Annotated in this window: 28 protein-coding genes and 1 tRNA gene; all 29 read right to left on the reverse strand. The window is 44.4% G+C overall.

The genetic code is table 11. From position 1 onward, the window contains the following. Positions 1-207: 207 nt before the first annotated feature. The gene (locus tag AC1DVJ_RS15205) at positions 208-1,068 is read right to left on the reverse strand and encodes a polysaccharide deacetylase family protein (protein ID WP_477592051.1); all 861 of its coding nucleotides are present in this window, start codon (positions 1,066-1,068) and stop codon (positions 208-210) included. A gap of 181 nt (positions 1,069-1,249) precedes the next feature. Next, entirely contained in the window at positions 1,250-2,338 is a 1,089-nt protein-coding gene (locus AC1DVJ_RS15210; protein WP_477592053.1) for a prephenate dehydrogenase, read from the reverse strand. Positions 2,339-2,365: 27 nt separating this feature from the next. Then, entirely contained in the window at positions 2,366-3,466 is a 1,101-nt protein-coding gene (gene hisC, locus AC1DVJ_RS15215; protein WP_477592055.1) for a histidinol-phosphate transaminase, read from the reverse strand. 16 nt (positions 3,467-3,482) lie between these two features. Then, positions 3,483-4,298, reverse strand: coding sequence for a tryptophan synthase subunit alpha (trpA, locus tag AC1DVJ_RS15220; protein ID WP_477592056.1), 816 nt, complete (start codon positions 4,296-4,298; stop codon positions 3,483-3,485). 3 nt (positions 4,299-4,301) lie between these two features. Then, positions 4,302-5,495: a tryptophan synthase subunit beta gene (gene trpB / locus AC1DVJ_RS15225; RefSeq protein ID WP_477592057.1), complete on the reverse strand. Its 1,194-nt coding sequence runs from the start codon at positions 5,493-5,495 to the stop codon at positions 4,302-4,304. Continuing rightward, positions 5,492-6,190: a phosphoribosylanthranilate isomerase gene (locus tag AC1DVJ_RS15230; protein WP_477592059.1), complete on the reverse strand. Its 699-nt coding sequence runs from the start codon at positions 6,188-6,190 to the stop codon at positions 5,492-5,494. Before AC1DVJ_RS15230 ends, trpB begins: the two co-directional genes overlap by 4 nt. 26 nt (positions 6,191-6,216) lie before the next feature. Then, entirely contained in the window at positions 6,217-7,011 is a 795-nt protein-coding gene (gene trpC / locus AC1DVJ_RS15235; RefSeq protein WP_477592061.1) for an indole-3-glycerol phosphate synthase TrpC, read from the reverse strand. Beyond that, entirely contained in the window at positions 7,001-8,041 is a 1,041-nt protein-coding gene (gene trpD / locus AC1DVJ_RS15240) for an anthranilate phosphoribosyltransferase (RefSeq protein WP_477592063.1), read from the reverse strand. Before trpD ends, trpC begins: the two co-directional genes overlap by 11 nt. Before the next feature lie 21 nt (positions 8,042-8,062). Continuing rightward, positions 8,063-9,610 (reverse strand): anthranilate synthase component I, encoded by a 1,548-nt coding sequence (gene trpE, locus AC1DVJ_RS15245; protein WP_477592065.1) that lies wholly within the window; start codon positions 9,608-9,610, stop codon positions 8,063-8,065. Between the two features lie 291 nt (positions 9,611-9,901). Beyond that, complete coding sequence (gene aroH / locus AC1DVJ_RS15250) at positions 9,902-10,288, reverse strand: chorismate mutase (RefSeq protein WP_477592067.1); 387 nt, start codon at positions 10,286-10,288, stop codon at positions 9,902-9,904. A gap of 3 nt (positions 10,289-10,291) precedes the next feature. Beyond that, the gene (gene aroB, locus AC1DVJ_RS15255) at positions 10,292-11,386 is read right to left on the reverse strand and encodes a 3-dehydroquinate synthase (RefSeq protein WP_477592069.1); all 1,095 of its coding nucleotides are present in this window, start codon (positions 11,384-11,386) and stop codon (positions 10,292-10,294) included. Between the two features lies 1 nt (position 11,387). Then, positions 11,388-12,551 (reverse strand): chorismate synthase, encoded by a 1,164-nt coding sequence (gene aroC / locus AC1DVJ_RS15260; protein ID WP_477592071.1) that lies wholly within the window; start codon positions 12,549-12,551, stop codon positions 11,388-11,390. Between the two features lie 266 nt (positions 12,552-12,817). Next, positions 12,818-12,982, reverse strand: a complete 165-nt coding sequence (locus AC1DVJ_RS15265; protein ID WP_164483568.1) for a hypothetical protein — start codon at positions 12,980-12,982, stop codon at positions 12,818-12,820. Between the two features lie 92 nt (positions 12,983-13,074). Beyond that, complete coding sequence (locus tag AC1DVJ_RS15270; RefSeq protein ID WP_477592073.1) at positions 13,075-13,857, reverse strand: CheR family methyltransferase; 783 nt, start codon at positions 13,855-13,857, stop codon at positions 13,075-13,077. A gap of 124 nt (positions 13,858-13,981) precedes the next feature. Next, complete coding sequence (gene ndk, locus AC1DVJ_RS15275) at positions 13,982-14,425, reverse strand: nucleoside-diphosphate kinase (protein WP_477592075.1); 444 nt, start codon at positions 14,423-14,425, stop codon at positions 13,982-13,984. A gap of 67 nt (positions 14,426-14,492) precedes the next feature. Next, positions 14,493-15,470, reverse strand: coding sequence for a polyprenyl synthetase family protein (locus AC1DVJ_RS15280; RefSeq protein WP_477592077.1), 978 nt, complete (start codon positions 15,468-15,470; stop codon positions 14,493-14,495). After that, positions 15,467-16,330, reverse strand: a complete 864-nt coding sequence (locus AC1DVJ_RS15285) for a menaquinone biosynthesis protein (protein WP_477592079.1) — start codon at positions 16,328-16,330, stop codon at positions 15,467-15,469. Before AC1DVJ_RS15285 ends, AC1DVJ_RS15280 begins: the two co-directional genes overlap by 4 nt. Continuing rightward, on the reverse strand, positions 16,311-16,925 hold the full coding sequence (locus tag AC1DVJ_RS15290; RefSeq protein WP_477592081.1) for a UbiX family flavin prenyltransferase: 615 nt from the start codon (positions 16,923-16,925) through the stop codon (positions 16,311-16,313). The genes AC1DVJ_RS15285 and AC1DVJ_RS15290 overlap by 20 nt, the downstream gene beginning before the upstream one ends. Then, the gene (locus AC1DVJ_RS15295) at positions 16,922-17,797 is read right to left on the reverse strand and encodes a UbiA-like polyprenyltransferase (RefSeq protein ID WP_477592083.1); all 876 of its coding nucleotides are present in this window, start codon (positions 17,795-17,797) and stop codon (positions 16,922-16,924) included. The genes AC1DVJ_RS15290 and AC1DVJ_RS15295 overlap by 4 nt, the downstream gene beginning before the upstream one ends. Positions 17,798-17,804: 7 nt before the next feature. Next, positions 17,805-18,560, reverse strand: a complete 756-nt coding sequence (locus AC1DVJ_RS15300) for a demethylmenaquinone methyltransferase (RefSeq protein WP_477592085.1) — start codon at positions 18,558-18,560, stop codon at positions 17,805-17,807. A gap of 13 nt (positions 18,561-18,573) precedes the next feature. Next, entirely contained in the window at positions 18,574-19,440 is an 867-nt protein-coding gene (locus tag AC1DVJ_RS15305; protein ID WP_477592087.1) for a heptaprenyl diphosphate synthase component 1, read from the reverse strand. 99 nt (positions 19,441-19,539) lie between these two features. After that, complete coding sequence (locus tag AC1DVJ_RS15310) at positions 19,540-20,073, reverse strand: hypothetical protein (protein WP_477592089.1); 534 nt, start codon at positions 20,071-20,073, stop codon at positions 19,540-19,542. 121 nt (positions 20,074-20,194) lie between these two features. Then, complete coding sequence (gene mtrB, locus AC1DVJ_RS15315; RefSeq protein WP_477592091.1) at positions 20,195-20,455, reverse strand: trp RNA-binding attenuation protein MtrB; 261 nt, start codon at positions 20,453-20,455, stop codon at positions 20,195-20,197. Between the two features lie 77 nt (positions 20,456-20,532). Further along, positions 20,533-21,459 (reverse strand): phosphatase PAP2 family protein, encoded by a 927-nt coding sequence (locus AC1DVJ_RS15320; RefSeq protein ID WP_477592093.1) that lies wholly within the window; start codon positions 21,457-21,459, stop codon positions 20,533-20,535. Positions 21,460-21,567: 108 nt separating this feature from the next. Beyond that, positions 21,568-21,641 (reverse strand) — tRNA-Pro (locus AC1DVJ_RS15325). A gap of 166 nt (positions 21,642-21,807) precedes the next feature. Continuing rightward, entirely contained in the window at positions 21,808-22,080 is a 273-nt protein-coding gene (locus AC1DVJ_RS15330) for an HU family DNA-binding protein (RefSeq protein ID WP_056614405.1), read from the reverse strand. Positions 22,081-22,327: 247 nt separating this feature from the next. After that, a complete protein-coding gene (gene spoIVA, locus AC1DVJ_RS15335) occupies positions 22,328-23,806 on the reverse strand; it encodes a stage IV sporulation protein A (RefSeq protein ID WP_477592095.1) in 1,479 nt (492 codons plus the stop codon). Positions 23,807-24,056: 250 nt separating this feature from the next. After that, complete coding sequence (locus tag AC1DVJ_RS15340) at positions 24,057-24,800, reverse strand: hypothetical protein (RefSeq protein ID WP_477592097.1); 744 nt, start codon at positions 24,798-24,800, stop codon at positions 24,057-24,059. Positions 24,801-24,821: 21 nt separating this feature from the next. After that, positions 24,822-25,172 carry a 2Fe-2S iron-sulfur cluster-binding protein gene (locus tag AC1DVJ_RS15345; RefSeq protein ID WP_477592107.1) on the reverse strand — a complete coding sequence of 117 codons (351 nt, stop codon included), beginning with the start codon at positions 25,170-25,172 and terminating at the stop codon, positions 24,822-24,824. Positions 25,173-25,186 lie beyond the last annotated feature (14 nt).

Below are 25,186 nucleotides of genomic sequence, written 5' to 3' on the forward strand. Positions count from 1 at the left end.
CTCTAGTGCTGGATGACTATCGACGTTCTACCGTTTTCGGTTTATATGTATGTTTGTACCAAATAGAAGACAAAAAAAAACCGCCGAATCGGCGGTTGCACTTATGGTGCGATTATCGGATAGGAGTGGAGAGAAACCATACTGTACTTTTATTATATGTATACGGTTTCATTCTGTCAACACTTTTTTGAAACCGTTTACTTGAAATCATTTGGAGCTTATAAATTGCGATTGCTCTCTCTTCGCTTGCTTAATCAAATTGCTAATGGAATACGGTCGAACAAAGGGACTTCCTCCGTTGATTCGCGGAATTTGCATCGGATCCGTCCATTCTGAAGCTATTCCTGCTTTCGTAGTAAAAGCATATTGTATGCCTGCTTCTTGCAAGTAGGACATCGTCAAATCATCGTAACTACCGTACGGATAGGCGTAGGAATCAACATCCTTGGAAGCATTTAACTCCTTGAGCTTGGCAATACAATTGCGGGTGTCTTGTACAACCCTCTTCTTAAACTCAGCTTCAGTTTCTAGCGCTCCATTGAGGATAAGCTTGTTGGATAGCATTGGTTTCCCATCTTTCATCGCATGAAGCTCATCAGAGTGCCCTTGAAATTCAATATAGGGGTCATCTCTACGCATCTGTCTAATCTCATCTTTGGATAGAGACACCAACTTAGGCCTTGTGGGATCATCCAGATCCTTCGTGATGACAAAATTCACTGCTGGGATATGTAGTTTTTGTAGAATAGGATATGCGTACGTATAAAAGCTCTCGTAGCCATCGTCAAATGTGACGAGCACCGCATTATCTGGTATTGCTTTTCCATTGCTCTTGAAGTCCTTAAATTGATCCAAGGTAATGAATTGAAAGCCTTTGCGCTGTAACGATACTAGCTGCCGCTCAAACAGCCTCGGCGTGATTGTGACTGAGCTCTGTTCATGCTCGTCAATGTGGTGATAGACAAGAACGGCTACCTCACTGGAATAATACACATCTTTCGCACTAGCCAAAATAGGTGAAAAATTAAGAATGACAATCATGACCGCTAACAAGCTTACTATCAGCATTCGGTATTTCAGATCAACCGCCCCATAACAATAAATAGTCTTAGAAATAAACAATAAGACCCATTATAGCATGAGCCTTTTGACCTGTGAATCCGTTTACAAAAATAAAAGAAAAGGACCTTCCCCACGTTGATAGATATCAACGTGCAGAAAGCCCACATATTATTGATAATATTCGAAATTAAACATGCACTGCATATTCTTTCCCTAGCAACTCGGAAGCCCGATCTGCTTCCTCTTGGTTACGGAAGGATAATCTGAGAACGCCAGGAACATCTTCACGACTCTCTATAATTTGAATATTGCTCAAATTGATTCGTTCATTTCCAAGCAGCGATGTGATTGAGCCTATGATACCAGGATGATCGGGAACATCCACATAAATATCAAAAAGGGAAGTGAGAACACCTTTTCGACGTTCCGGTAACTTGTTGCGGAATTCACCTGCAATACGGAACTGCTCCGCAATGCCATCTCCATCGCTTTGCTCGATCAGCTGAACGAATCGGGAAATCTCCTCATTCCAATCCTTCAGCAGCTTAAGCAAAACATTACGATTGTTGACTAGGATATCACGCCAAATCGTCGGCTCACTTGATGCAATCCGGGTAATATCTCGAAAGCCTCCAGCTGCCAAGTTTTGATACAAGGGATTACTCTCGTTATACACTCTTACTTGGTTAACGAGCGCTACTGCGATGATATGCGGCAAATGACTGATAGCCCCAACGATATCATCATGCTCGCGAGCGTCGACTTGAACGATTTGTGCTTTAGTTTGACTAAGCAGACTTGAAAGACGATCCACTTCAGCCTGTGGCGTGCCTTCAGCAGGTGTCAACACATAGAAAGCATTCTCGTACAAGTGCGAGGAAGCTGCCTCTACCCCATGCCGCTCAGAGCCTGCCATCGGATGGCCGCCGATAAAAAAGTAACCTTCTTTCAAGTGTGCTGCTGCGCTTTCTGTGATCGATGCCTTCGTGCTCCCCACATCCGTGATGATGCAGCCTTGTTTCAAGGGCAGCTTCATCAGCTTCTGAACATATTCTTCCAGATTACCCACGGGTACGCATAGGAAAATATAGTCAGCCCCATCCACAGCTTCGGCCATATCTGTTGTTGCATAATCGACAACATTCCGTTTCAGAAGCTTCTGAACCGAATTCGGATTGGGCGAATGACCGACAACGGTGTAGTCTGGTTTTCCTTTGAAACATAAGGCTAGTGATCCACCGATCAGCCCTACTCCGAATATTGCTATTTTCGTCATGACAGGAATCAACCTTTATCCTCTGAATTAGGCTTGAACAGGAACCTCTGCAAGAACTTCCGTTAGAGCCGCAATGAATTTTGCATTTTGCTCGCTTGAACCAATTGTGACACGCAGCGATGTAGGGAATCCAAGCATATGTCCACCGCGAACGATTAACCCTCGACGCAATAAGCCGTTGAATACGTCTGCTGCTGGACGAGCTACGTCCACCATAATAAAGTTCCCATGTGCAGGAAACGATTGCAGCCCAAGTTGTTTGAATTGTTCTTCTAAGTAGTGTAGACCCGCTGTATTCGCTTCGCGGCAGCTCGCGATGAAATCCTGATCCTTGATCGCCGCTAGTGCAGCAGCTTGTGCGAAGCGAGTTGTATTGAAGGGCTCACGCACCTGGTTGATGGAACGAATAACATCCGGATGCCCAATTCCGTAACCAATGCGAAGGGACGCCAACCCATAGATTTTGGAGAAAGTGCGCAAGGAGATAACATTCTTGTATTGACCAATAAGCTCAATACTATCTGGGAATTCACCTGTAGTGTTGTACTCACAATAGGCCTCATCAAGGACTACGATGGTGTGAGCAGGAACTTTGGCCAGAAATGCTTTAATTTCAGCATCTGTGTTCATCGTTCCCGTTGGGTTGTTCGGATTACAAATCCAAACAATTTTCGTGCGTTCTGTAATGGCAGCAGCCATTGCATCCAAATCATGAGTACCATCTTTCAATGGTACCTCAATGGAAATAGCACCTTCGATCTCACAATTGTGCTTGTATTGTGGGAACGTATGGGAAGCCATTACAGACTCATCACCTGGCACTAAGAAAGCACGCGCTAGCATGAGGATGACTTCATCCGAGCCCGCGCCGAAGATGAGCTGATTTGTCTCTACACCAAGGGAAGCTGCTACCGCATCTGTTAACTGCACAGCCCCACCATCTGGATAAAGACTAATATTCGCTATTTCCGTCTCAATCGCTGCCTTTGCATGCGGAGAAGACCCGAATGGGTTCTCATTGGAAGCAAGCTTAATGACTTCCGTAAGCCCAAGTTCACGCTTTACTTCCTCAATTGGTTTTCCTGGTTGGTAGACGGGTAAATGTATAATCGTTTGTTTCGGTTTCATGAAGTCACCTCATCAATTAGTAGTTCGAACGTTTCAATTGACCTACAAAGTTACCTACTTGTGCAAGGCCTTCCGGATGTGAAGCATCTGCTTCGAAATGTGGCAATGCGTTTTCAATCGTGCGAACAATCGCACTCCCTACGACAACACCATCACAAAGCTTCTCAAAGCGTTCAACCTGCTCACGCGATGATATGCCGAAGCCCACAACAATGGGCACTGACGCGGCTTCACGAACGGTTGCAAGGAAATCCTCAATCCCGCCAAAAAATTCAGCACGCTCACCTGTTACACCAAGTGAAGATACACAATAAACGAAACCGCGCGCACCTGCTGCAATCCGTTGAACACGTTCATTGGATGTTGGTGCTACTAGCGGAATCAAATGAACGCCGTATTGCTCAGCAATAGCTCTAGTCTCACTATCTTCCTCTAACGGAAGATCAGGAATAATTATGCCACTGATTTCATTCTCCTGCATCACCTTGAAAATCCGCTCAAGACCAATCTGCAGAACCGGATTATAGTATGTAAACAGGATGAATGGAAGCTGTGATCCTCGATTCCTAGCCTGTTTAGCCACATCGATGACATCAAAGATGGATATTTTGCGTTTTAAAGCCCGCTCGGAGGAGCGTTGTATAACTGGCCCATCTGCTAGTGGATCCGAATACGGCACACCAAGCTCGATTAAATCTGCACCTGCGCGTTCCATTTCCAGAATAAGCTCTAAGGAAGCTTCAATCGACGGGTCACCAATTGTTAGAAAGGGAATCATTGCGGTTTCACCGCGCGCTTTGAGTTCTGCAAAACGACTGTCAATACGGTTCATCGCCTATACCCCCTCGCCAAGATAACTAATAATGGATTCCACATCTTTATCACCGCGTCCGGACAAGCTTACGATTATGATTTGATCCTTGGACATTGTTGGTGCTAATTTCAACGTGTGTGCTATCGCATGTGCGCTCTCTAAAGCAGGAATGATACCTTCTGTGCGGCTCAGCAATTGAAGAGCATCTAACGCTTCCTGATCCGTGATTGGATAATAAGAAGCACGCTCTGAATCTTTGAGATACGCATGTTCAGGACCAATTCCCGGGTAGTCAAGACCTGCTGAGATTGAATGCGCCGGCAATACCTGACCATACTCATCCTGAAGCAGGTAGCTGAGTGAACCTTGGAATACACCTGGCGTTCCTTTGGTCATCGTTGCTGCATGTTCTTCTGTGTTAACGCCGCGTCCAGCTGCTTCCACGCCAATCAATTTCACCGAAGCATCTTGAACGAATGGATAGAAAATCCCCATCGCATTGCTGCCTCCACCTACACAAGCAACAACCGCATCCGGCAATCTGCCTTCTGTTTCTAAGATCTGCTCACGGGACTCATCCCCGATCACGCGTTGGAAATCACGAACCATCATCGGATACGGGTGTGGTCCTGTAACTGATCCAAGAATATAGTACGTGTCTTGCACGTTACTTACCCAGTAGCGCAGTGTTTCGTTACAAGCATCTTTCAACGTGCGCGTTCCCGAAGTAACAGGAATAACTTCCGAGCCTAACAATTTCATGCGGAATACATTCAATTGCTGACGCTTCGTGTCTTCTTCCCCCATGAACACTTTACATTCAAAGCCCATTAAAGCCGCGACCGTAGCAGAAGCAACACCATGCTGACCTGCTCCAGTTTCCGCGATGATTTTCTTTTTCCCCATACGTTTAGCAAGAACCGCTTGTCCGATGGTGTTGTTAATCTTGTGAGCACCTGTATGGTTTAAATCTTCACGTTTCAAATAAATCTTAGCTCCGCCGAGCAGCTCAGTTAAGCGCTCTGCATAATATAGCGGAGTAGGTCTGCCGGAATACTGCTTTTGCAAATAACGAACCTCAGCAATAAATTCAGGATCATCTTTATATCGCGCATAAGCTTCTTCAAGCTCATGTAGGGCATTCATCAATGTCTCGGGCACATAACGGCCACCGAACTTGCCAAATCTACCATGCTGATCAGGTACTTGTGTCACTTACGGGTCACCCTTTCCACAAACGCGGTTATTTTCGCAATATCTTTCACGCCATCTGTCTCCACGCCGCTCGATACATCAACGCCATCTGGAGCATAAGCATTCACTAATTGATCTACATTATCATGTCGAAGTCCACCAGCAACGAGCAGTTGAATACCTGTGGTTCGAGCCCACTCTTGATACACAGGAATACAATCCCATGCAAAAGTGGTACCAGATCCGCCCCCGTATATAGGGTCAAACGTATCCAGCAATATCGCATCAACGGTTCCAATATATGGATCGAGCTGAGCAGCCACACTGTCTAGTGTGGGCATGGAATCTTCCGTTTTGGAAATGGAAACCGATTTAAACACCTGTACCCCAAAATGTTCACGAACCCAGCCGCAAAATGCCGGCGTTTCCTGACTATGAAGTTGTACGATGTCCAAAGGAGCTACAGCTAAGATCTCCATCAACTGCTCCTGCGTTGGATTGACAAAAACTCCAACAGTAAGCGGTATTGTATGACCATTCGCTTCCTCAGATTTCAAGTAATCAATGAGCTCAGCAGCTTTCTCAGGCGTAACCTGTCGCTTGCTCGGTGCAAAAACAAAGCCGATATGAGCTATCGGCAAATGTACGATTGATTTTAACACTTCAACGCTTTGAAGTCCACAAATTTTTACCGTTGGAATCGTTCCCACAGCCATCAAATTCGCCTCTTTCTTCCCTATTACTACGCCTTTTCGACCAACTCACCCATCAGATCATGAACAGCTTGCTCAACGACTGGTTGACGCATGAAATGCTCGCCAATCAATACAGCTTGTGCACCTACTTGACCTACATAAGCCATATCTTCAACGGTAGAAATGCCGCTTTCGCTCACCACTGTTTTACCCTTAGGCATAAAGCGGATTAATTCTTCCGTTGTTCCTAGATCGGTTACGAAGGTTTTCAAATTCCGGTTATTTACACCGATCAGTTGAGTATCCAGTTCAAGCGCGCGTTCTAGTTCTTCACGATCGTGTACTTCAACGAGTGCATCCAAGCCAAGGTCCTTCGCAAGGGTTAGATACGATCTCATTTGGTCCGTCGTCAGAATAGCCGCAATCAACAGAATAGCATCTGCTCCAAGAAGCCTTGCTTCATAGATTTGCTTAGGATCAATTGTAAAATCCTTCCGCAATAGAGGAACATTAACCGCTTTGCGTACGGCTTGTAAGTAGTCATTGCTTCCTTGGAAATAAGAAACATCCGTCAGAACCGAGATACAATCCGCGCCTGCGCGTTCATAAGCCTGAGCCAAAGCGACAGGTTCAAAATCCTCGCGAATTAAGCCTTTGGAAGGTGATGCTTTCTTCACTTCCGCAATAAGCCCCATCGCGCGGTTCTTCCGCGTCGTCAGCGCCCGCTCAAAGCCTAAGCAAGGCGGAAGCTGTGAGATCCGCTTCTCAGCCTCCGCGATCGAAAAGCTGCTCATTGCTTCCACTTCTACACGCTTCGTAGCAACAATTTTATCAAGAAACATGGCATAATTCTCCTGTATATTGGATTAAATCATTCAATTTCTGCTCCGCACGTCCTGAATCAATCACATCAGCTGCGAATTTAACACCCTGTTGAAGCGTGCCTACATGGCCAGTCACATAGAAACAAGCGGCTGCATTCGCAAGCACGATGTCACGATAAGGTCCTTTTTCACCTGCAAAAATATGACGAATAATTTCAGCGTTTAGGGAAGCATCGCCCCCAGCTACATCTTTGATACTATGTGCACGAAGACCTAAATCGTCTGGCGTTATCGTATAGGTCGTGATGATATCAGATTTCAGCTCAGTCACCTTGGTAGGTGCGGAGATACTGAACTCATCCAACCCATCCTCGCTGGCCACAACAAGCGCACGCTTCAAGCCAAGTGCTTGAAGGGATTGTGCCAGCATCTCTGTCTTGGTTCTGTCGAAGACGCCAAGTACTTGGCGATCTGCGCCCGCAGGATTAGTTAACGGTCCAAGCAAATTGAAAACCGTTCTAAATCCAAGCTCTTTACGAGGAGCAGCGACATGCTTCATGGATTGATGATAGGCTTGCGCAAACATGAAGCAAATACCCGTTCGTTCCAAACACTTCGCAGCTTGCTCGCCACTCAGTGTAATCTTCACGCCTAGCGCTTCTAAGACATCAGCGCTCCCGCTTTTACTCGACATTGCCCTGTTCCCGTGTTTGGCCACTCGGATACCGCCTGCTGATGCAACTATGGCAGCTGTAGTTGAGATATTGAACGTATCTGCGCCATCTCCGCCCGTTCCGCATGTATCAAGGAGATCACTTTGGTGTACTTTCACCTGCACAGCTTTACTGCGCATCGTCTCAGCAAAGCCCGTAATCTCTTCAAATGTTTCCCCTTTAATGCGGAGACCCGTCAATAAACTGCCTATTTGCGCAGGAGAAGCTGCTCCCTCCATAATCTCGGACATAATACTACGGGCCTCTTCTCGGGACAAATGACTGCCACCGATGACTTTAGCAAGTGCTTGCTGTATCGTAATCAATCCACTCATGTTCTTCCATGCCTCCTTCTTCTATGAGTTAACAAAATAATCTTTGTTAATATCGCTAACAGGTCTAGGCTCAGGACTGAACATGGCTTCTGCCATACGAATTGATTTCAGCAAAGCCGTCGCTTTATTCACGGTTTCTTGATATTCGTTCTCAGGAACGGAATCCCATACAATGCCTGCTCCAGCTTGCACATAGGCTTTACCTTTTTTGAAAACGATCGTACGAATCGTGATACAGGTATCCAAATTCCCCGAAAACCCAAGATACCCAATTGCTCCTGCGTACGAACCGCGAGATTCTGGTTCAAGTTCTGCAATGATCCCCATTGCTCTGAGTTTCGGCGCTCCAGACACCGTTCCAGCAGGCATACAGGAAAGGAAAGCATCGAAGAAGTCCTTATCCTTGGCAATTTTACCAGATACGTTCGAAACGATATGCATCACGTGCGAATAGCGTTCAACATCCATAAAGGTATCACATTTAACGGTTCCGAATTCCGAAACACGCCCGATATCATTACGTCCCAGATCAACTAGCATCAGATGCTCTGCACGCTCTTTCTCGTCGGCAAGCAATTCCAGCTCTAATGTTTGGTCTTCCTCCGGTGTTTTCCCTCTTGGTCTTGTTCCGGCTATCGGCCGCGTTTCTACTTTTTCTTCTTCAACCCGTACTAACAGCTCAGGAGACGTTCCAACGATAATCTCATCGTCCATTTTCAGCACATACATATAAGGAGAAGGATTCATCGTACGGAGTACGCGATATACCTGCAAAGGAGAAACCGTTGTTTCCATTTCAAAACGCTGCGAGAGCACGACTTGGAAAATATCGCCGGCGCGAATGTATTCCTTCGCTTTGTTGACATTGGCAATGTACTTTTCTTTCGTGATGTTAGAGCGAATGTCGCCTAGCTCAGGCTCAGAGACGATTGGATTGTGTGTCATCGTATCCGAACTCAACGGACGTTTGATCTTCTCGATTGTCGCATCGATTTTCTCACAGGTTGCTTGATAGGCTGTCGCAATATCCGCATCGGTCGCGAATTGAGGCACATGTAGGTTCGCGATCACTTTAATCTGTTGTTTGAAATGATCAAACACAATGACTTGATCGCAGAACATGAATTGAATATCGTTCATTTGTAAATCATCGATTTGATGAGCGGGTAGTTTCTCATAGTATTGCAGTAAGTCATATCCGAAGAATCCAACAGCTCCGCCTGTAAATCGCGGTAGATCCGCTAGCTGAGGGCTAGAGTAGGAGCGAAGATAAGCCTTCAATACTTCGATCGGTTTCTCATCTGTGATTTTTTTCTCGGATTGCGTTTCGACCGTTGTTTTTCCATGCTTCGCCGTTATCATCAAGAAGGGATCACTGCCTAAGAATGAGTAACGGGCCCATTTCACTCCTCCCTCTACGCTTTCTAATAAAAATGCACGAGGCTCTTGATATAAATGTTGGAATACACGGATTGGCGTCTCAGTATCAGCTAGTAAATGACGCACCACTGGGATTAGATTATAATCTTTGGACAAACGAATGACTTCTTGCAATTCAGGTGTATACATGGAAACATCCCCTCTCAGCTTGTGAGCTACTCACACGTAGCGGCGCTCAAAACTCTATTCGAATACAAAAAAACCTCTACCTAGGGTAGAGGTTGACTTTAGTTTCAGTAGACGATCAGGATGAATGTGAAAAAAAGAAAATGATGGCTAGGTATGAGGAAATAGACGATCCCCTGTGGGAACGAGCTTATCATCACACGACAGCTATTTACTTTTTCTCATCTCAACTCGGCTCTGCTCTACTCGACTAAACTCTGCTCTACTAACCTAAACTCATCTAATTTCACTATACTACCGGGTAGCTTCATTTGTCAATTTAACAATATCAGGACGAAGTGCTTTGGCTTCTTTTAAATATACATGGTTTATTTCCGCTTGGGTTTTGGTCGTGTTGACCTGTACCATCAAACGAATACATTTGGGCAATGCATTCTCAACTGGCACTTCCAAGGAACACATCAGTGGAACAAGCTCCCAACCAACTAGCGTACGAATCGCTCTTGCCGGGAATGTTGCCGTAATATCTTCGGTTACCGTGATGAAGACCGATCCGATATCTTCTGGACGGAAATCATTTGCTTCTACAATCGCTTGTAGAAGCTCACTCGTTGCAGCAAGAATTTCATCTGCATCATTCTGTTGAACTGTTGTCGCGCCACGAATTCCCCTTAAGTACATCGGTTATTTCTCCCCTTTTAGAAGGTCAACAATCTCTCTGACTTGCTGCGCTGTTACATCCTTGCGGATCTCGACTTTGCCAATTTCGGTTGGGATGATGTACACCATCGTACCTTCTTTGAACTTCTTATCATGCATCATGGCACTCATAATGCGATCCGTATCCAAATGCGTCGGGATGCTCACGGGTAAGCCATATTTTAAGAACAAACCTTTGGTCACGGTATGAATATCCACACTGTAGCCGAACTGCTGAGCAAGCTTCGAGGCACCGACCATACCAATGGCAATGGCCTCACCGTGCAGCAACTCACCGTAGCCAGCTACGGCTTCTAAGGCATGACCTATCGTATGACCCAGGTTAAGAATCGCGCGGAGATCATTCTCGCGCTCATCCTGTGATACGACGATAGCCTTTACCTGACAACCTATGTATAACGCGTAACTTAACGCTTCTGGATCTAAAGCTAACAGCTTGTCTGCGTTGTCATCACACCACTGTGTAAAGGCCGCATCCCAGATCAAGCCATGCTTGATCACTTCAGACAGGCCTGCCTTCACTTCGCGCTCTGGCAACGTCAATAGCAAGTCGATGTCGAACAGAACAAGCTCCGGCTGGTGGAATGCGCCGATGATGTTCTTCGCCATCGGGTGATTGACCGCTACCTTGCCTCCGACAGAACTGTCGTGGGCAAGGATGGTCGTCGGGATCTGCACGAAGCGGATCCCGCGCATGAAGCTCGCCGCAGCGAAGCCGGCGAGATCGCCGACCACGCCTCCTCCGAGGGCAACGATCGCAGAATTGCGATCAAGGCCCGCCTGGAGGGCGGCAGTGACGATTCCCTCGAGCTGCGCGAGGGATTTGGAGGTTTCGCCTGCGGGCACAACGCAGGCTGTCGCGGCGAAGCCGCCTTCACGGAGCAGAGTCAAGACGCGCTCCAAGTGCAGTGCCGCCACCGACTCGTCGGTGACGAGGAGCAGTGGCGACTTGCGGCTGAGCTTCGCGCGATCGAACAGTGCCGCGATATTGGTAAGAATGCCTTGTCCAATATAAATGGGATAAGACCGTTCTCCAAGCTCTACGGTAAGTTCTCTCATCTTAGTAGTTCTCCACTTGCTTGAGGAAATTCGCTAGGTTCGCACGGATTTCTTCGATGGAGTCTCCGCCGAATTTATCTAAGAAAGCATTGGCCACTTCCCAAGCGATCACGTTCTCCATGATCACGCCTGCTGCTGGCACTGCACAAGTGTCGGAACGCTCAACCTGCGCTGTAAATACTTCCTTCGTATCAATATCAACGCTTTGCAGCGGTTTGTACAAGGTCGAGATTGGCTTCATCACACCACGAACGATGATTTGCTCGCCCGTTGTCATTCCGCCTTCGAATCCACCTGCACGATTCGTTCTACGTCTAAAGCCAGTTTCTTGCGTAAATAAGATTTCATCGTGAACATTTGAGCCTCTGCGCTCTGCTGCTTCAAAACCGATACCGAATTCAACACCTTTGAAGGCTTGAATGGAAAGTACAGCTTGTGCAATTTTACCATCCAATTTGCGATCCCATTGGACATGACTACCTAGTCCTACAGGTACGCCTTCAATGATAACTTCAACAATACCACCCAAGGTATCGCCATCTTCTTTGGCAGCGTCGATCGCAGCGATCATTTTCGCTTCTGCTTCTTTATCAACAACGCGTACTGGAGATTCTTCAGTAATACGAATGAGTTCATCGACAGGAAGCTCTTGACGCTCTACTTCGACATCCCCAATACGGATAACTTGTCCAGCCACTTTGATCCCGAACTCAGCTAATAATTGTCGTGCGACAGCTCCAGTAGCCACTCGCATCGTTGTTTCACGAGCACTTGATCTCTCCAAAATGTTACGCAAATCTTTTTGATTATATTTAAGGCCGCCGTTCAAATCCGCATGTCCAGGACGAGGACGGTTCACACGGCGCTTGCCTTCGTTATCTTCTTCAACGGGTTCAATACCCATAACGGATGTCCAGTGCTTCCAGTCATTGTTCACGACAACGAGTGCAATTGGAGCACCAGTTGTTTTGCCGTGACGCACGCCGCCTGCAATTGTCGCTGTATCTTTCTCAATTTGCATCCGACGACCGCGACCGTAGCCTTTTTGACGTCTATGTAATTGATGGTTTAAATCTTCAAAGTTCAGGGTTACATTACTTGGGAACCCTTCAATAATCGCAGTGAGCTGCGGTCCATGCGTTTCACCAGCTGTTAAATATCTCACAATCCGTTACCCCCTAAGAATTTTACGAAGAAAATCGAACTCCGTATATAAACATAATAGTATGGAAAAACCGAGCATACTTACTTTGTGTGCCACGATGAAAAAGCTGCAGCACTAAGCACTTTAGCGCTTTGACGCGCGATTATCTGTTGTCATTATAGTATAGCTACACAGGTTTGGCAACAACACAAATGCAAAAACACGCTTCACGTGTCAGGGACAATCCCTTCCGCGTAAGCGTGTCATCATCTAGACAGGAGCTAGTATTACCCGTGCATAGGCTGCTTCTGGACGACCCTCGGAGGCTCACAAAGCTGAGGATCATTCATTAGACCCGTAATTTGTGAAGAATCGACTCCTAGAATTTGAGCACATTCTTGAATAGAAATCATTCCTCTGCGATAAGCGGTAATCACCTTGCGTTTGTCCATGATAGCCCCCTAAGCGTGTTTGCATTGTTCAAAGCGTGGCAATTACCTCACTTTGCTTTGCTACATCTTAGTATTGGAAGATATGGAAGTTCTTATACACCCTTTTTCCGATAAAAGAATGTTTCAGTTGCCTCAAGGTCATATTGACCAGGGGAGAAAATTTGCTCTGTCGAGCCAACGAATAGGAGTCCGCCTGGTTTTAAAGCTTTGGCGAATTTCTGATACAGCAAATGCTTCGCTTCTTCTGTAAAATAGATAATCACATTGCGGCAAACAATGAGATCGAAACCGCTGTCAAATGTATCGACAAGCAAATTCTGCTTCTGAAATTTAATCGTTTTTTTGAGTTCATCGGAAACATGATACATAACGCCATCTTGTTTAAAATATTTCTTCACATAATTAGGTGGCACATCACGCACCGAACGATCCAAATACATACCTTTACGAGCTTTCTCCAAGGCACCGTCATCTATATCCGTAGCGTGTAGGTTCGTTTCACTAAGTGCCCCTTGCTCAGCTAAAATCATTGCTAGCGTATACGGCTCTTCTCCTGTGGAGCAAGCTGCACTCCAAATTTTCAACCGGCGATTTCGTTCTAGCATCTCGGGAATAAATTTCTTTTCCACGAGCTCCCATCGGTTCGGATTCCGCCAAAATTCTGAAACATTGATCGTCATCCGATCCAAAAACTCATAAAATAATTCTTTATCCTTCATCATCGCATCGAAAAAAGCAACAAATGTATTGTAACCCCGCTTCATCCGCAAGGTAGTTAATCGTCGTTTCATTTGCGCTTCCTTGTACAGCGCAAGATCTATGGCCGTATGTTCCTTTATTTTTTTGATAAACAATAAAAAATCTTGATCCTCCATGCTGTCCACCCACCTTGATCATATTCTATTCTGATACATTCTGTGTGGAATTACCAAAATCCTTCAAAAAACAACAAAAAAGAACCCGTATCCATTTAGATACCAGATTCTTCGTTTAATCGGATTAGATCCATTCTTGAATGTTCTTCGAATACTCAAAAATTTCGTTAGGCTGAAAGAAATTGTTAATCTCACGTTCGGCACTTTCAGGCGAATCGGAACCATGAATAAGATTGAGATTCGTATGTACGGCGTAGTCACCGCGAATCGTTCCAGGCGCGGCTTCAAGCGAATTTGTTTTACCAATCATAGTCCTGGACAAAGCAACAACTTGATCGCCATGCCATACCATCGCAAAGACAGGTCCTGATGTAATAAAATTCACGAGTCTATCGAAAAAATCTTTTCCTTTATGCTCCGCATAATGAACCTCGGCTTGCTCTCGGGAAATGACCGTCAACTTGCTGCCAATCAATTGGAAACCTTTCTGTTCAAACCGTTTTACAATCTCGCCGACAAGTCCCCGTTGTACGCCATCAGGTTTAACCATGAGAAATGTTTTTTCCATTGAAAGACTACCTCCTTAAAGTTTTCGTCAGAAAACTGACTTCGTAAGCGTCCACTTACCGTTTTCGTTAATAAGATCGATTCCCGATAAAATGAGCGATTTCGATGAGATCCTTTTTCGCTTGGATATCCGGCAGCTTGTGGAGTGACGAAATCGCTTTATCAATATAGACCTGAGAAAGACGATCGGCTTCCTTGATGCCAGCACTGCCTCGTATCATTTCTAGGAATCGACTAACATCCGTTTGTCCATCCAGTTTATGTATTCGATCAAGTTCTGTCAATATCATAGGCTTTAAAGCGGGGTCTTGCATGGTGAGCAACACCGGCAAGGTGATATTCCCTTGCTTGACATCACTCCCAGGCGGTTTCCCGATCTGCTTTTCAGTCCCGATTAAATCCAGAATATCATCTCTAATTTGGAAGGCCATACCTACATTATAGCCAAAATTATACAATTTAGTGCTCACCCAATCTGGTGCACCAGATGCCATCGCACCCAATTGACATGAGATCGCAATTAATAAAGCAGTTTTCCGCCGAATTCGCAGTAAATAATCTCTAATCGTTTGTTCCGATTGGAAAAAGAAACGAATTTGTTCCATCTCTCCAATGGACATTTCAACAATGGCTTTTGACATAATTTGATGCACGATTGGATTCGGAATCCGAGTAATGACACCTAGAGCTCTAGCGAAAATATAATCGCCTGTAAACATAGCAATGCGATTATCCCATTTGGAACGAACCGTCAATTGTCCACGCCGCGTATTAGCATCGTCAATCACATCATCATGGACAAGAGAGGCCATGTGAATAAGTTCCAATGGCACCGCAACATTTTTTATCGTTTGAAGTTGATAACTACCAAATTCACCAGAAAGCAGAACAAAAACAGGCCTGATTCGCTTTCCTCCGGCTTTAAGCAGATGTATCGACGTTTCTCTTAGTAAAGTATGATCGTTATTTACGCTTTCCTCAAGTTCTTTTTCAATCGCTGAAATATCTCTTCTCTTTCTAGAATAAATATCCATTAAGTTTTTCATTCGGTCACCCGTGCCACTTTATTCTCTTCCCAAATGCCTATTTGAACTGGTTTGGGCAGGAAACCAAGTTCGTAGCAGTACTGATAATACGAATTAAGCCCTTCCCACTGTTCAGCTGCAAAATCATAACACAAAGTATGAAAATAATGATTCCAAAATTCAGAGGTGCCGCCAACGGCAGCTTTTGCCTCCTCGATCATGTTCTGCGGCTCCTGATGGGCTTTCTCTTTACTCGCTTTAAATGCTTCAAAAATGGAACCCACTAGCTCTGGATAGCTACGAATCGTTTCTTTGCGGATCGCCCAGACAGCGAACGACATCCACTTCCCAGTCCACTTGGCCCACTCTTGACCAAGATCTGTAATCATATACTTCTGATTCCGCCAGCTTTCCTTAATGGCATCATCCCCAATGAGAAGCGCAGCGTCCGCTCCTTCCATCATTTGGTCTAAGCTTGGCTTCGCATATTCATAAGTCGGCTTACCTTTATAAAATTTCTCTATAATGATTTTAAGTAAATTCACAGAAGTCGCTGACGTTGTTGGAAGAATAATCTTCCCATTCACGATTTCACGCAGTGGTTTGTCATGGAAAAGCAGGATCGAATTGACTTCGCCATAAGAGCTTACAGAAAGATCCGGAAATAGCATATAATCCTCAAAAAATTGTCCATATGAAAAGGAAGAAATTGGCCCCATATCAATGCGGCCCTCAGCCATTGCTTGATTAAGTGATGTGGGTACTTGCTCAATAATATCGACGTCAGAACTATTCATCAGTTCTGGAAAATAATAATATATCGGCCACACATTTGTATAATTGATTCGACCGATTCGGATTTTAGGGTCTAGGTTGCTCATCAATATCTCCCCATCTACGGTACAAAGAATGTTCAATCTCCATACTATCCATCACTTTTCCTACCAAAAAATCAACCATCTCATCGATTGAGCGCGGACGATTATAGAAGGCTGGCATAGCGGGTATCATTCGCACACCCATTCTTGTTAGGGTAAGCATATTTTCTAAATGTATAGCATGTAAGGGTGTTTCCCTTGGCACCAGTATTAATTTTCTTCCTTCTTTCAGCATGACATCCGCGGTAYGTTCAAGTAAGTTATCGGACGAACCATGAGCGATCCCTGATAATGTGCCCATCGAGCATGGAATCACAACCATCCCTTTGGTGCGAAAAGAACCACTTGCGACTGTTGCTCCTATATTCGCAACTGGATGATACACAAAAGAGCCTGTCCGTCCCCCGAACTGCTTCTCCAACACATCCTGACGCTTCGTTGCGTTCCAATCCAGTTCATCCTGCAGCACTCGCCAGCCAGCATCCGTAATAATAAGATGCACATCTAAGCCAAGATCCAACAACACTTCGCATAATCGCACACCGTATTGAGCTCCACTAGCGCCTGAAATTCCAATGACCCAGTTTCCGCTGCTCATGAGTGTTGGCTCACTAGTACATCAAGTAATGTGAATGTGAACATGACTAAGCTTAATACGCCATTCATCGTGAAGAAAGCTGTGTTTAATTTGGATAAATCCTGAGGTGAAACAAGCCTATGCTCTTTAAATAACAAGATATAAGCGATAACAAGCCCAACCAGATACAGCCAACTAAGATGCGTTATAAAAAATAGGGAAACTAAACCGATTGCTGTTAATACATGAAGCACCCGCGCTGTATGTAAAGATGCTTTAATACCAAATCGACTTGGAAAGGAGTGCAAACCTTCCTTGCGATCAAATTCTGCATCCTGGCAAGCATAAATGAGATCGAAACCAGCACTCCAGCATGCTACAGTTAAGAAAAAGATGATGGACGACCATGTGAATTGACCTGTAACGGCAATCCAGCCGCCAAGCGGGGCAAGGCCTAGCGTCAAACCGAGCACGAAATGGCATGTCCATGTGAATCTTTTGGTATACGAATAAATCACCAAGAAGAATACGGCAATAGGCAGCAGTTTCATCGATAAGGCACTTAGATGATAGGTTGCCCAAAAAAGAACTGCAAAAGAGATGATGATATAGATAATAACTTGTGGGATTGAAATAAGCCCAGCAGGAATGGCCCGATTCACTGTACGTGGATTTCGTTTATCAATGGCTTGATCAATTACACGATTCAAAGCCATCGCGGCGGTTCTTGCTCCTACCATGGCTAAAGTGATCCACCCTATCTGAGCCCAGCTAGGTAAATGTCCTTGCAAAACAACGGAGCCAAGAATTGCCCCCATGAAAGCAAATGGCAGTGCAAACACGCTGTGCTCAAACTTAATCATTTCGAGAAAAATCTTTAGTTTAGTAAACATATGCTAATTACACTCCTGATTTCGATTTACCTTTAGTGCCTACATGTAACGCGGCCACACCACCAAAGAGTGGATAAGCTTGTACTTGATCTAAGCCATTCTTCGAGAAGATAGCCGCTAACTGCTTATGATCAGGAAACGTAATTAATGATTCCGGCAACCATTTGTATTGCTCATATTTCTTAACTATTAACTTACCAAGGAACGGCATGATATGCCGGAAATACACATAGTATATCGACTTAAACGGCTGCCATGTTGGTTTAGATAACTCTAAAGACACAACTAGTCCCCCAGGCTTAACGACACGTTGCATTTCTCGGATGACCTGCTCAAGATCGGGAACATTACGCAGGGCAAACCCGATTGTGGCAAAGTCAAAAGAATTGTCGTCAAACGGAAGACTCATCGCATTTCCTTGTATAAGCTCGATTTGCTGATCTAAACGCAATTGTTTAATTTTTGCCGCACCAAAGTCCAGCATATTCTGACTGAAATCTAGTCCAACCATTTTTCCTGTACCACTAGCTTGAGCAAGACTAATCGTCCAGTCACATGTACCGCAGCACAAGTCTATGGCTGTATCCCCAGGCTGCACATTCATCTTCTTCATTGCAAATTTACGCCATGCTTTATGTCTATTAAAACTAATAATATTGTTCATCAAATCATATTTTGGAGCTATACTTTCAAAAACACCATGTACAAACTCTTCTTTACTCTTCGCTTTTTTGTTGTCGCTGTTTGTTTTGCTTAAACTCATTGCCCAGGTCCCCTTAAATTTCTTCTAACACTTTGGGCTGCTCCCCAGTAAATCGTAAAAAGGGCTCTCCCATGTGAAAGAGTTCACTTTGTAGTTTAACCGATTCAAGCTTATTAACACGATCTAGCAATTGCTTCGTTTGTGCGTGTAGCAACTGATACAGTTGCGTAGAGATGTTGTATTTATTTAAAAGCGTACGAACCTTCGTCGTATCCGCTTCTTCAGCTTGTAACTGCTTCCTCTCGTCTCTCGTGCCATTCTGGTTAATATGCCAATATCCCCAGCTGCCTTTAAAATTTTCAGTAGTCTCCATGCGGAAGATTTCATCGAATAGGAGTTCACATCTCACGTAGCCTCTCAAAATATCAGGCCATGCTTGATTATATCTCTCTGACATGACCTCTGAGAAAGACAAAAACAGCTGAGATTTGATTTCCACCGTGTGGTGAATGTAATCTTCTGCCGTCAGTTTCAGTTGTTTCATTTTCGTATAGCTGCTCAACTTTAAACGATTTACTTCACAGATCGCATTCGAGAGCTGCTTAATCATTTCGATCTGTCCCGTTTTAGCTAGAAGATGATAGAATCTGGCACTAAAATAGTCTCCTGCAAGCACCTTTAGCTGTCTTGACCTAGAAGCCTTTTTCTCCTTGACCTCATTAGATACTGTTACAAGATCATGGGTATCGAGTCCTAACTGTACAAGCGCTGTTGCTAAAGTAAATAATTCACTTAATGAACTTAGTTTGTTATTTTCATTCAAGAATGCAAACAACAGACGTGTGCGCAATTCAGGAAAATCCGGCAAGTCTGTGTGAATTTGGATCATATCATACTCTGTATATTGCTTAGCGATCTCAGGGATCCGATAAGAATTCATGCAAAAGCCTCCGTAACCGTATGCCACATCTCTATTTATGAACTTCAATGTCTCAATCCAAATTATTATAGCATAACCCGTTAATAGAAGCACAATTAATTATAGTGGGTACTTTTGTTGCCATTTGGAGGTGTAGGTGATGCGAAAGCGGTTCTGCAACTCTTGTTCCAATTGAATCAAGCTAAGCTCAGTTGGCTTCTTCTCCATATCTTTGCCAAATTCACGCTGGGCTACCATGGCGAGAACAAGTTGGGATGAAGTTGTTTCAGCACCGCCTGAATAATCTATGACACGTACCCACACTTGATCTACATTCTTGGTATTAACTAGCATTGTCTGTGCAACTGTATACAAATCGCGATATACAGCAATGGAATCAGCATTTTTGGGCAAACTCAAATCGAGTGACAATCGAGACGAACTTAGCTCCACTTTTCGTATTCGCAGCTGCAGAGGAATCTGTACCAGGAGATCTGCCAAGTTCGTTTCCGTAAGCTGACCACCGTGATTATTGGACCATCTGTAGTCGGAACCTAAGCCTGATGAAAGATCCATCTTTGGCAGCGTGGATAGACTGATCACGACTACAACGGTAATTACTAGCGTGATCACGATGCGCATTGACCATTTCACATTCAACACCTCCTAAGCATATGCAGGAGCCAAATAACCGACAGGTTATCATAGTAACAAGTCCTATACACCATTGTACATAGAAAAAAAGCAGGCTATGCCTGCTTTTGTCAATTTACTATTATTCTTCTGTATCGATCGTGCCAAATTTGGTCATAATCAAAGCCTTACCTCTGACCTTTACCGCGGATGTATGTTCAGTGAATTGTGCAATCATGACTTCACCCTTGTCCAGCTTCTCTGTATGATGAAAACGTGTATCCTGTCCACGTGTCAATCCAATCACATGAACGCCATTGTCTTTGGCTTTAATCACGAAATACTCATTACCGTTCGAGTTCGAGTTCGATTGATTTGACTGATTCGATTTCGATTGTTCCATATCCATCCTCCGTTCTTCCCTATCCTTCATTTCTACTTCTAATGATGCCAAAAAAAGTAACCGGAAGTCAACATGTGCTAGATGGATAATTCAGCAGAAGCTGATTTAGTGCGTTTTCGATAAAAATGTTTGAATTTTTCAGGTATTGCATGATGAGAGCCTAAGCGAATAAGGAGATCCGTCAATTTAACTGTTCCATAGGCAAATAGCATTCCCGCGAAAACATCGATTACCCAGTGAATCTGCAAATACATGGTTGAGAAAATAATCGCCGAACAATAGGTGACCATCATGTATTTGAAAATCCGATCCTTTTCACGTAACGCGAGAAGGAGCATCGCAAACGAAATAGAGGTGTGCATACTTGGGAAACAATTCATAACGGCCACGAGTAAGGAATTCTCATCCGCAAACGTCCGATGTAATAAGTCGGGTTGATTATTCACATACCAAACTTCATGAAGCAGGATAAGGTTATAGAAAGGCAAAATGAGCGGAAATTGCAACATATGCCCGGAGAGCGCATACGATAACATTTTTTTGACGCTGCGTGTCCAGAAGCTTCTAACAATACAAATCCAAAGTGAAAGCACAAAGCCATAGTTGTAGACCCACACCATAGCTCTATCTAGAAAGGGTGTAGAAATCCACCTTGCCCATCCGCCTGTATTCAGCGGAATGGCGTTCATATAGCTATCCCAGCGCCATGGGTGGCGATTATTTTCAAACATCCAGTTCGCAATTTTCCACCAAAATCCGTTGCCTGTCCCATAAAAATAATAAAAAATACCCAAAAGTGGAATTCCTATCAAAAAGAAGCGTTTCCAATCTACGTCAATCTGATCCTTCCTCACACCTAATAAACAGATACATAGCAATATCCAACATTCTGTACTCCAGTTCCCAACCGTACCTATTCGCCAGATCAAGTAGATCGAGGCGATGATTCCGAACATCGTCCAATCCTGCGACTTCACCAGTTCTTTCAGTTTCAACTTATTCAACCTTGTTCCCCCTACGAATTACAAAAATTCTATCACGCGTTGAAAAGTATAGGCATACCCTTTCTATTCAACAGAAAAAGACATCGAACACCGATGTCTTTTTCATAATCGGAGTAACACGATTTGAACGTGCGACCTCACCCACCCCAAGGGTGCGCGCTACCGAGCTGCGCCATACCCCGCCATACTCCGTTTACAACCAAGAAGAACGCTTTCACTTTTGTAATTATAGTAGGAGAATTTCAAATTGTAAAGCCATTTTCAGGTAAAACAAATAAAGCCGTTACCCGCAAATCGCGGCCACGGCTTTATAATTATGAAACGTTCAATCCTATGTATAAATACAAATTATTGAATGCCATCTTTAAGTGCTTTACCAGGTTTGAAAGCTGGGATTTTGCTTGCTGGGATATCAATTTCTCCACCAGTCTGTGGATTACGTCCTTTACGAGCAGAACGTTCACGAACTTCGAAGTTACCAAATCCAACCAATTGCACTTTATCTCCACCTTGCAATGCTTCAGAAATTGCATCAAAAACAGCATCTACTGCTTTTGTTGCGTCTTTCTTGGAAAGCTCAGATGTTTCAGCAACCTTGTTGATCAATTCAGATTTATTCATGCCATTCACCTCCCCCCAAGATTTCTCACTTCCGTTACTTCCTGTTTTCACCGTTTTCCCAGAAATTATACATAAACCGCTGAAAAATCGTTGATTTTCTAAGCAAAATGAACTTTGAAAGCAGACGAATAAATTCATAGTAATACACTCAGTGAGCAATTTCAAGTAGCTATTTCCATTTTATGTGGAGCTTTCTGCTATGAAACGACAAAAAACACTCTTTCGAGTGTTTTTTGTCCACACTTTCCTACAAAATTATCGCGATCAGGCCGCCTGAGCCTTCATTGATAATACGTCCAAGTGTTTCCTGAAGTTTATATCTTGCATTATCTGGCATTTGGGCAAGCTTTCCTTGTATGCCTTCTCGAACGATCGAGTGCAGTGATCTTCCGAAAATATCGGACTCCCAAATCTTCAGCGGATTATCCTCGAAATCCTGCATCAGATAGCGCACAAGCTCTTCACTTTGCTTCTCAGTTCCGATGATCGGCGAAAACTCGGATTCGACATCTACACGAATCATATGAATAGATGGCGCTGTAGCTCTTAATCGAACGCCGAACCTGGAGCCTTGACGGATTAACTCCGGCTCATCTAACGCCATCTCCGCTAAGGTTGGAGGCGCTATCCCGTAACCGGTTGTTTTGACCATTTCAAGGGCCTCAGCGAATTGATCATATTCTCGCTTCGCATGCGTGAATTCCTGCATGAGTTGGAGGAGATGATCCTTCCCTCTAATTTCGACTCCAACAACCTCGACGAGAATTCGATCATAGAGCTCATCTGGTGCAAACAGATCTATTTCTGCCACACCCTGCCCCATATTCAACCCTGCTAATGCAGCCTTGTCAATAAACTCATATTCAGCAAATTGACTGACAACACGATCGACATCACGTAAGCGCCTGATATCCTGTACTGTATCGCGAACGGATGCTTCGAACTGTGTCCGCAGCCAATGATTCTCATCCAGAACCATTACCCAGCTAGGCAAGTTCACATTCACTTCATGAACCGGGAATTCATACAGGACTTCACGAAGCACGGAGACCATCTCTTCTTCTCCAGCACTAGCTACACTCATCGTAACAACAGGAACATCATACCGGCTTTGCAACTCGCTGCGCAGCTCAAGTGCAGGCTCACTGTTTGGCTTCTGAGAGTTAATGATCACAACAAACGGTTTCCCGACCTCTTTGAGTTCATTAATAACTCTTTCTTCAGCTAACACATACGAAGATCGCGGGATATCCGAAATCGTACCATCTGTTGTAACCACGACACCTAATGTGGAGTGCTCCTGAATGACTTTCCGTGTCCCGATCTCAGCCGCTTCTTGGAAAGGAATCGGCTCATCGAACCATGGTGTATTGATCATCCGAGGTCCGTTCTCGTCTTCATAGCCTTTGGCGCCATCGACTGCATATCCGACACAATCAACAAGGCGAATGTTTACGTTCAGCCCCTCAGCCACAGAAATTTGAACCGCCRTATTCGGTACGAATTTCGGCTCCGTTGTCATAATCGTGCGGCCAGCAGCGCTCTGCGGGAGTTCATCGGTAGCCCGGATCCTATCCGCTTCGCTTTGAATGTTCGGAAGCACTACAGATTCCACAAAACGCTTAATAAAGGTTGATTTCCCTGTCCGGACTGCGCCGACAACCCCCAGGTAAATGTCCCCTCCCGTTCGTTCTGCAATGTCCTTAAAGATATCCACTTTCTCCAAGAGAATCCCTCCTACAGTTTGGTCGTCAACTGACGCTAATGACGGTAACAATTGACTACTCGTACATTCATTTGGACTAGTAAAAATATATGTACTTTCGATAGAAATATGATAGATGCGTCCCAACTTTTTTTCGCTCATATTTTATGAAGCACATACGGCTTTCGAAAGAATATATGATGAGTCGGTTGCGCTTATTCTATAAAGACAAAAAAACCTCTTACAAGGATGTAAGAGGTTGATTATATGACTACTTTTGAGGCATCGGTTGATTATCTTTCCATGTATATGAAACGCTTCGTATCGGCACGAAATAGGATTTATCTACGAGAATCTGCCGCAAATCTTGGTCTGGCTTTAACGAGTTTCCTAAAGCATTGTTCTGAATAAACGTGTTGAGATCCATCGCATAATCAATGGCTACTTCGCCCGTTTGCTTGTTCAGGATGTATGTAATCGCATTTTTCCGATTATAGACTGATTTGATATCGGGTTCTTTCATTCCCAACAGCTTGAAATCTACATAAGCAAATGCTTCATTCTGCGAAATCCCCTGAGGCATGTTCCCTCCATGCTTCGCAATGTAATCATTCACTTTCTTCTGAACATCTTCCACACTTTGAAAGGCGGATAAGTCCATTAGCTTCACGACTGGCTTCGTTTCTGCATCTACGAGTACGTAAATAAACACACCGCCGCTCTCGAAAGCATTTGCAGGTACCGTACTCAACAGATTCGTTTTTTTCAGTTTAGGAAAATCGATCACATACTTCTCATAGAGCGGCGTTGTCATCTCACTATTTTTAATGGGAAGCACGCCTGTTTTCTCGTGGTAGTTATCTACGGCCTGTTGTACGACGGTAATAAATTCAGCAGGATTGATTTGATTCTCTTTCCTTAGTTCTTGCGGGTACGCACAGCCTGTAAGCAAAATAACCAAGATAAGCGCCAGAAGCGAGCTTCTACCTTGGGTTCGTCTTCCTTTAATAATCACAATTCAACCATCCTATCTTGTCTAAAATGAAAAATCGTCTTCCTCATTTTGTCTAGCAAGTTGAGCACGAATAGCTGCCTTTAAAGGATCCTCAGGAATCGTTACCTGAACAGCACCCGTTACACGCGCTTGGCATGCTAATCGAATTCCCTCAGCTGCTAGGGAGCCAAGCTTTAATTGTTCATTCGTATTCAACGGCGCAAGTCCACTTTGATCATTGATCTTTACCTTGCACATTAAACAGGCTGCCTTCGCACCACAACGCGTCCGGATATGTACTTTGGCTCTATTCCCTGCATCCAACAACGTGGTACCAGCTCTTACTTTAATTTTTTTATCATCTGGCCAAAAATGCACATCAAAAGTACTCATAATCGGCTCCAATC

This window comes from Paenibacillus sp. P4_A9, assembly GCF_056402415.1.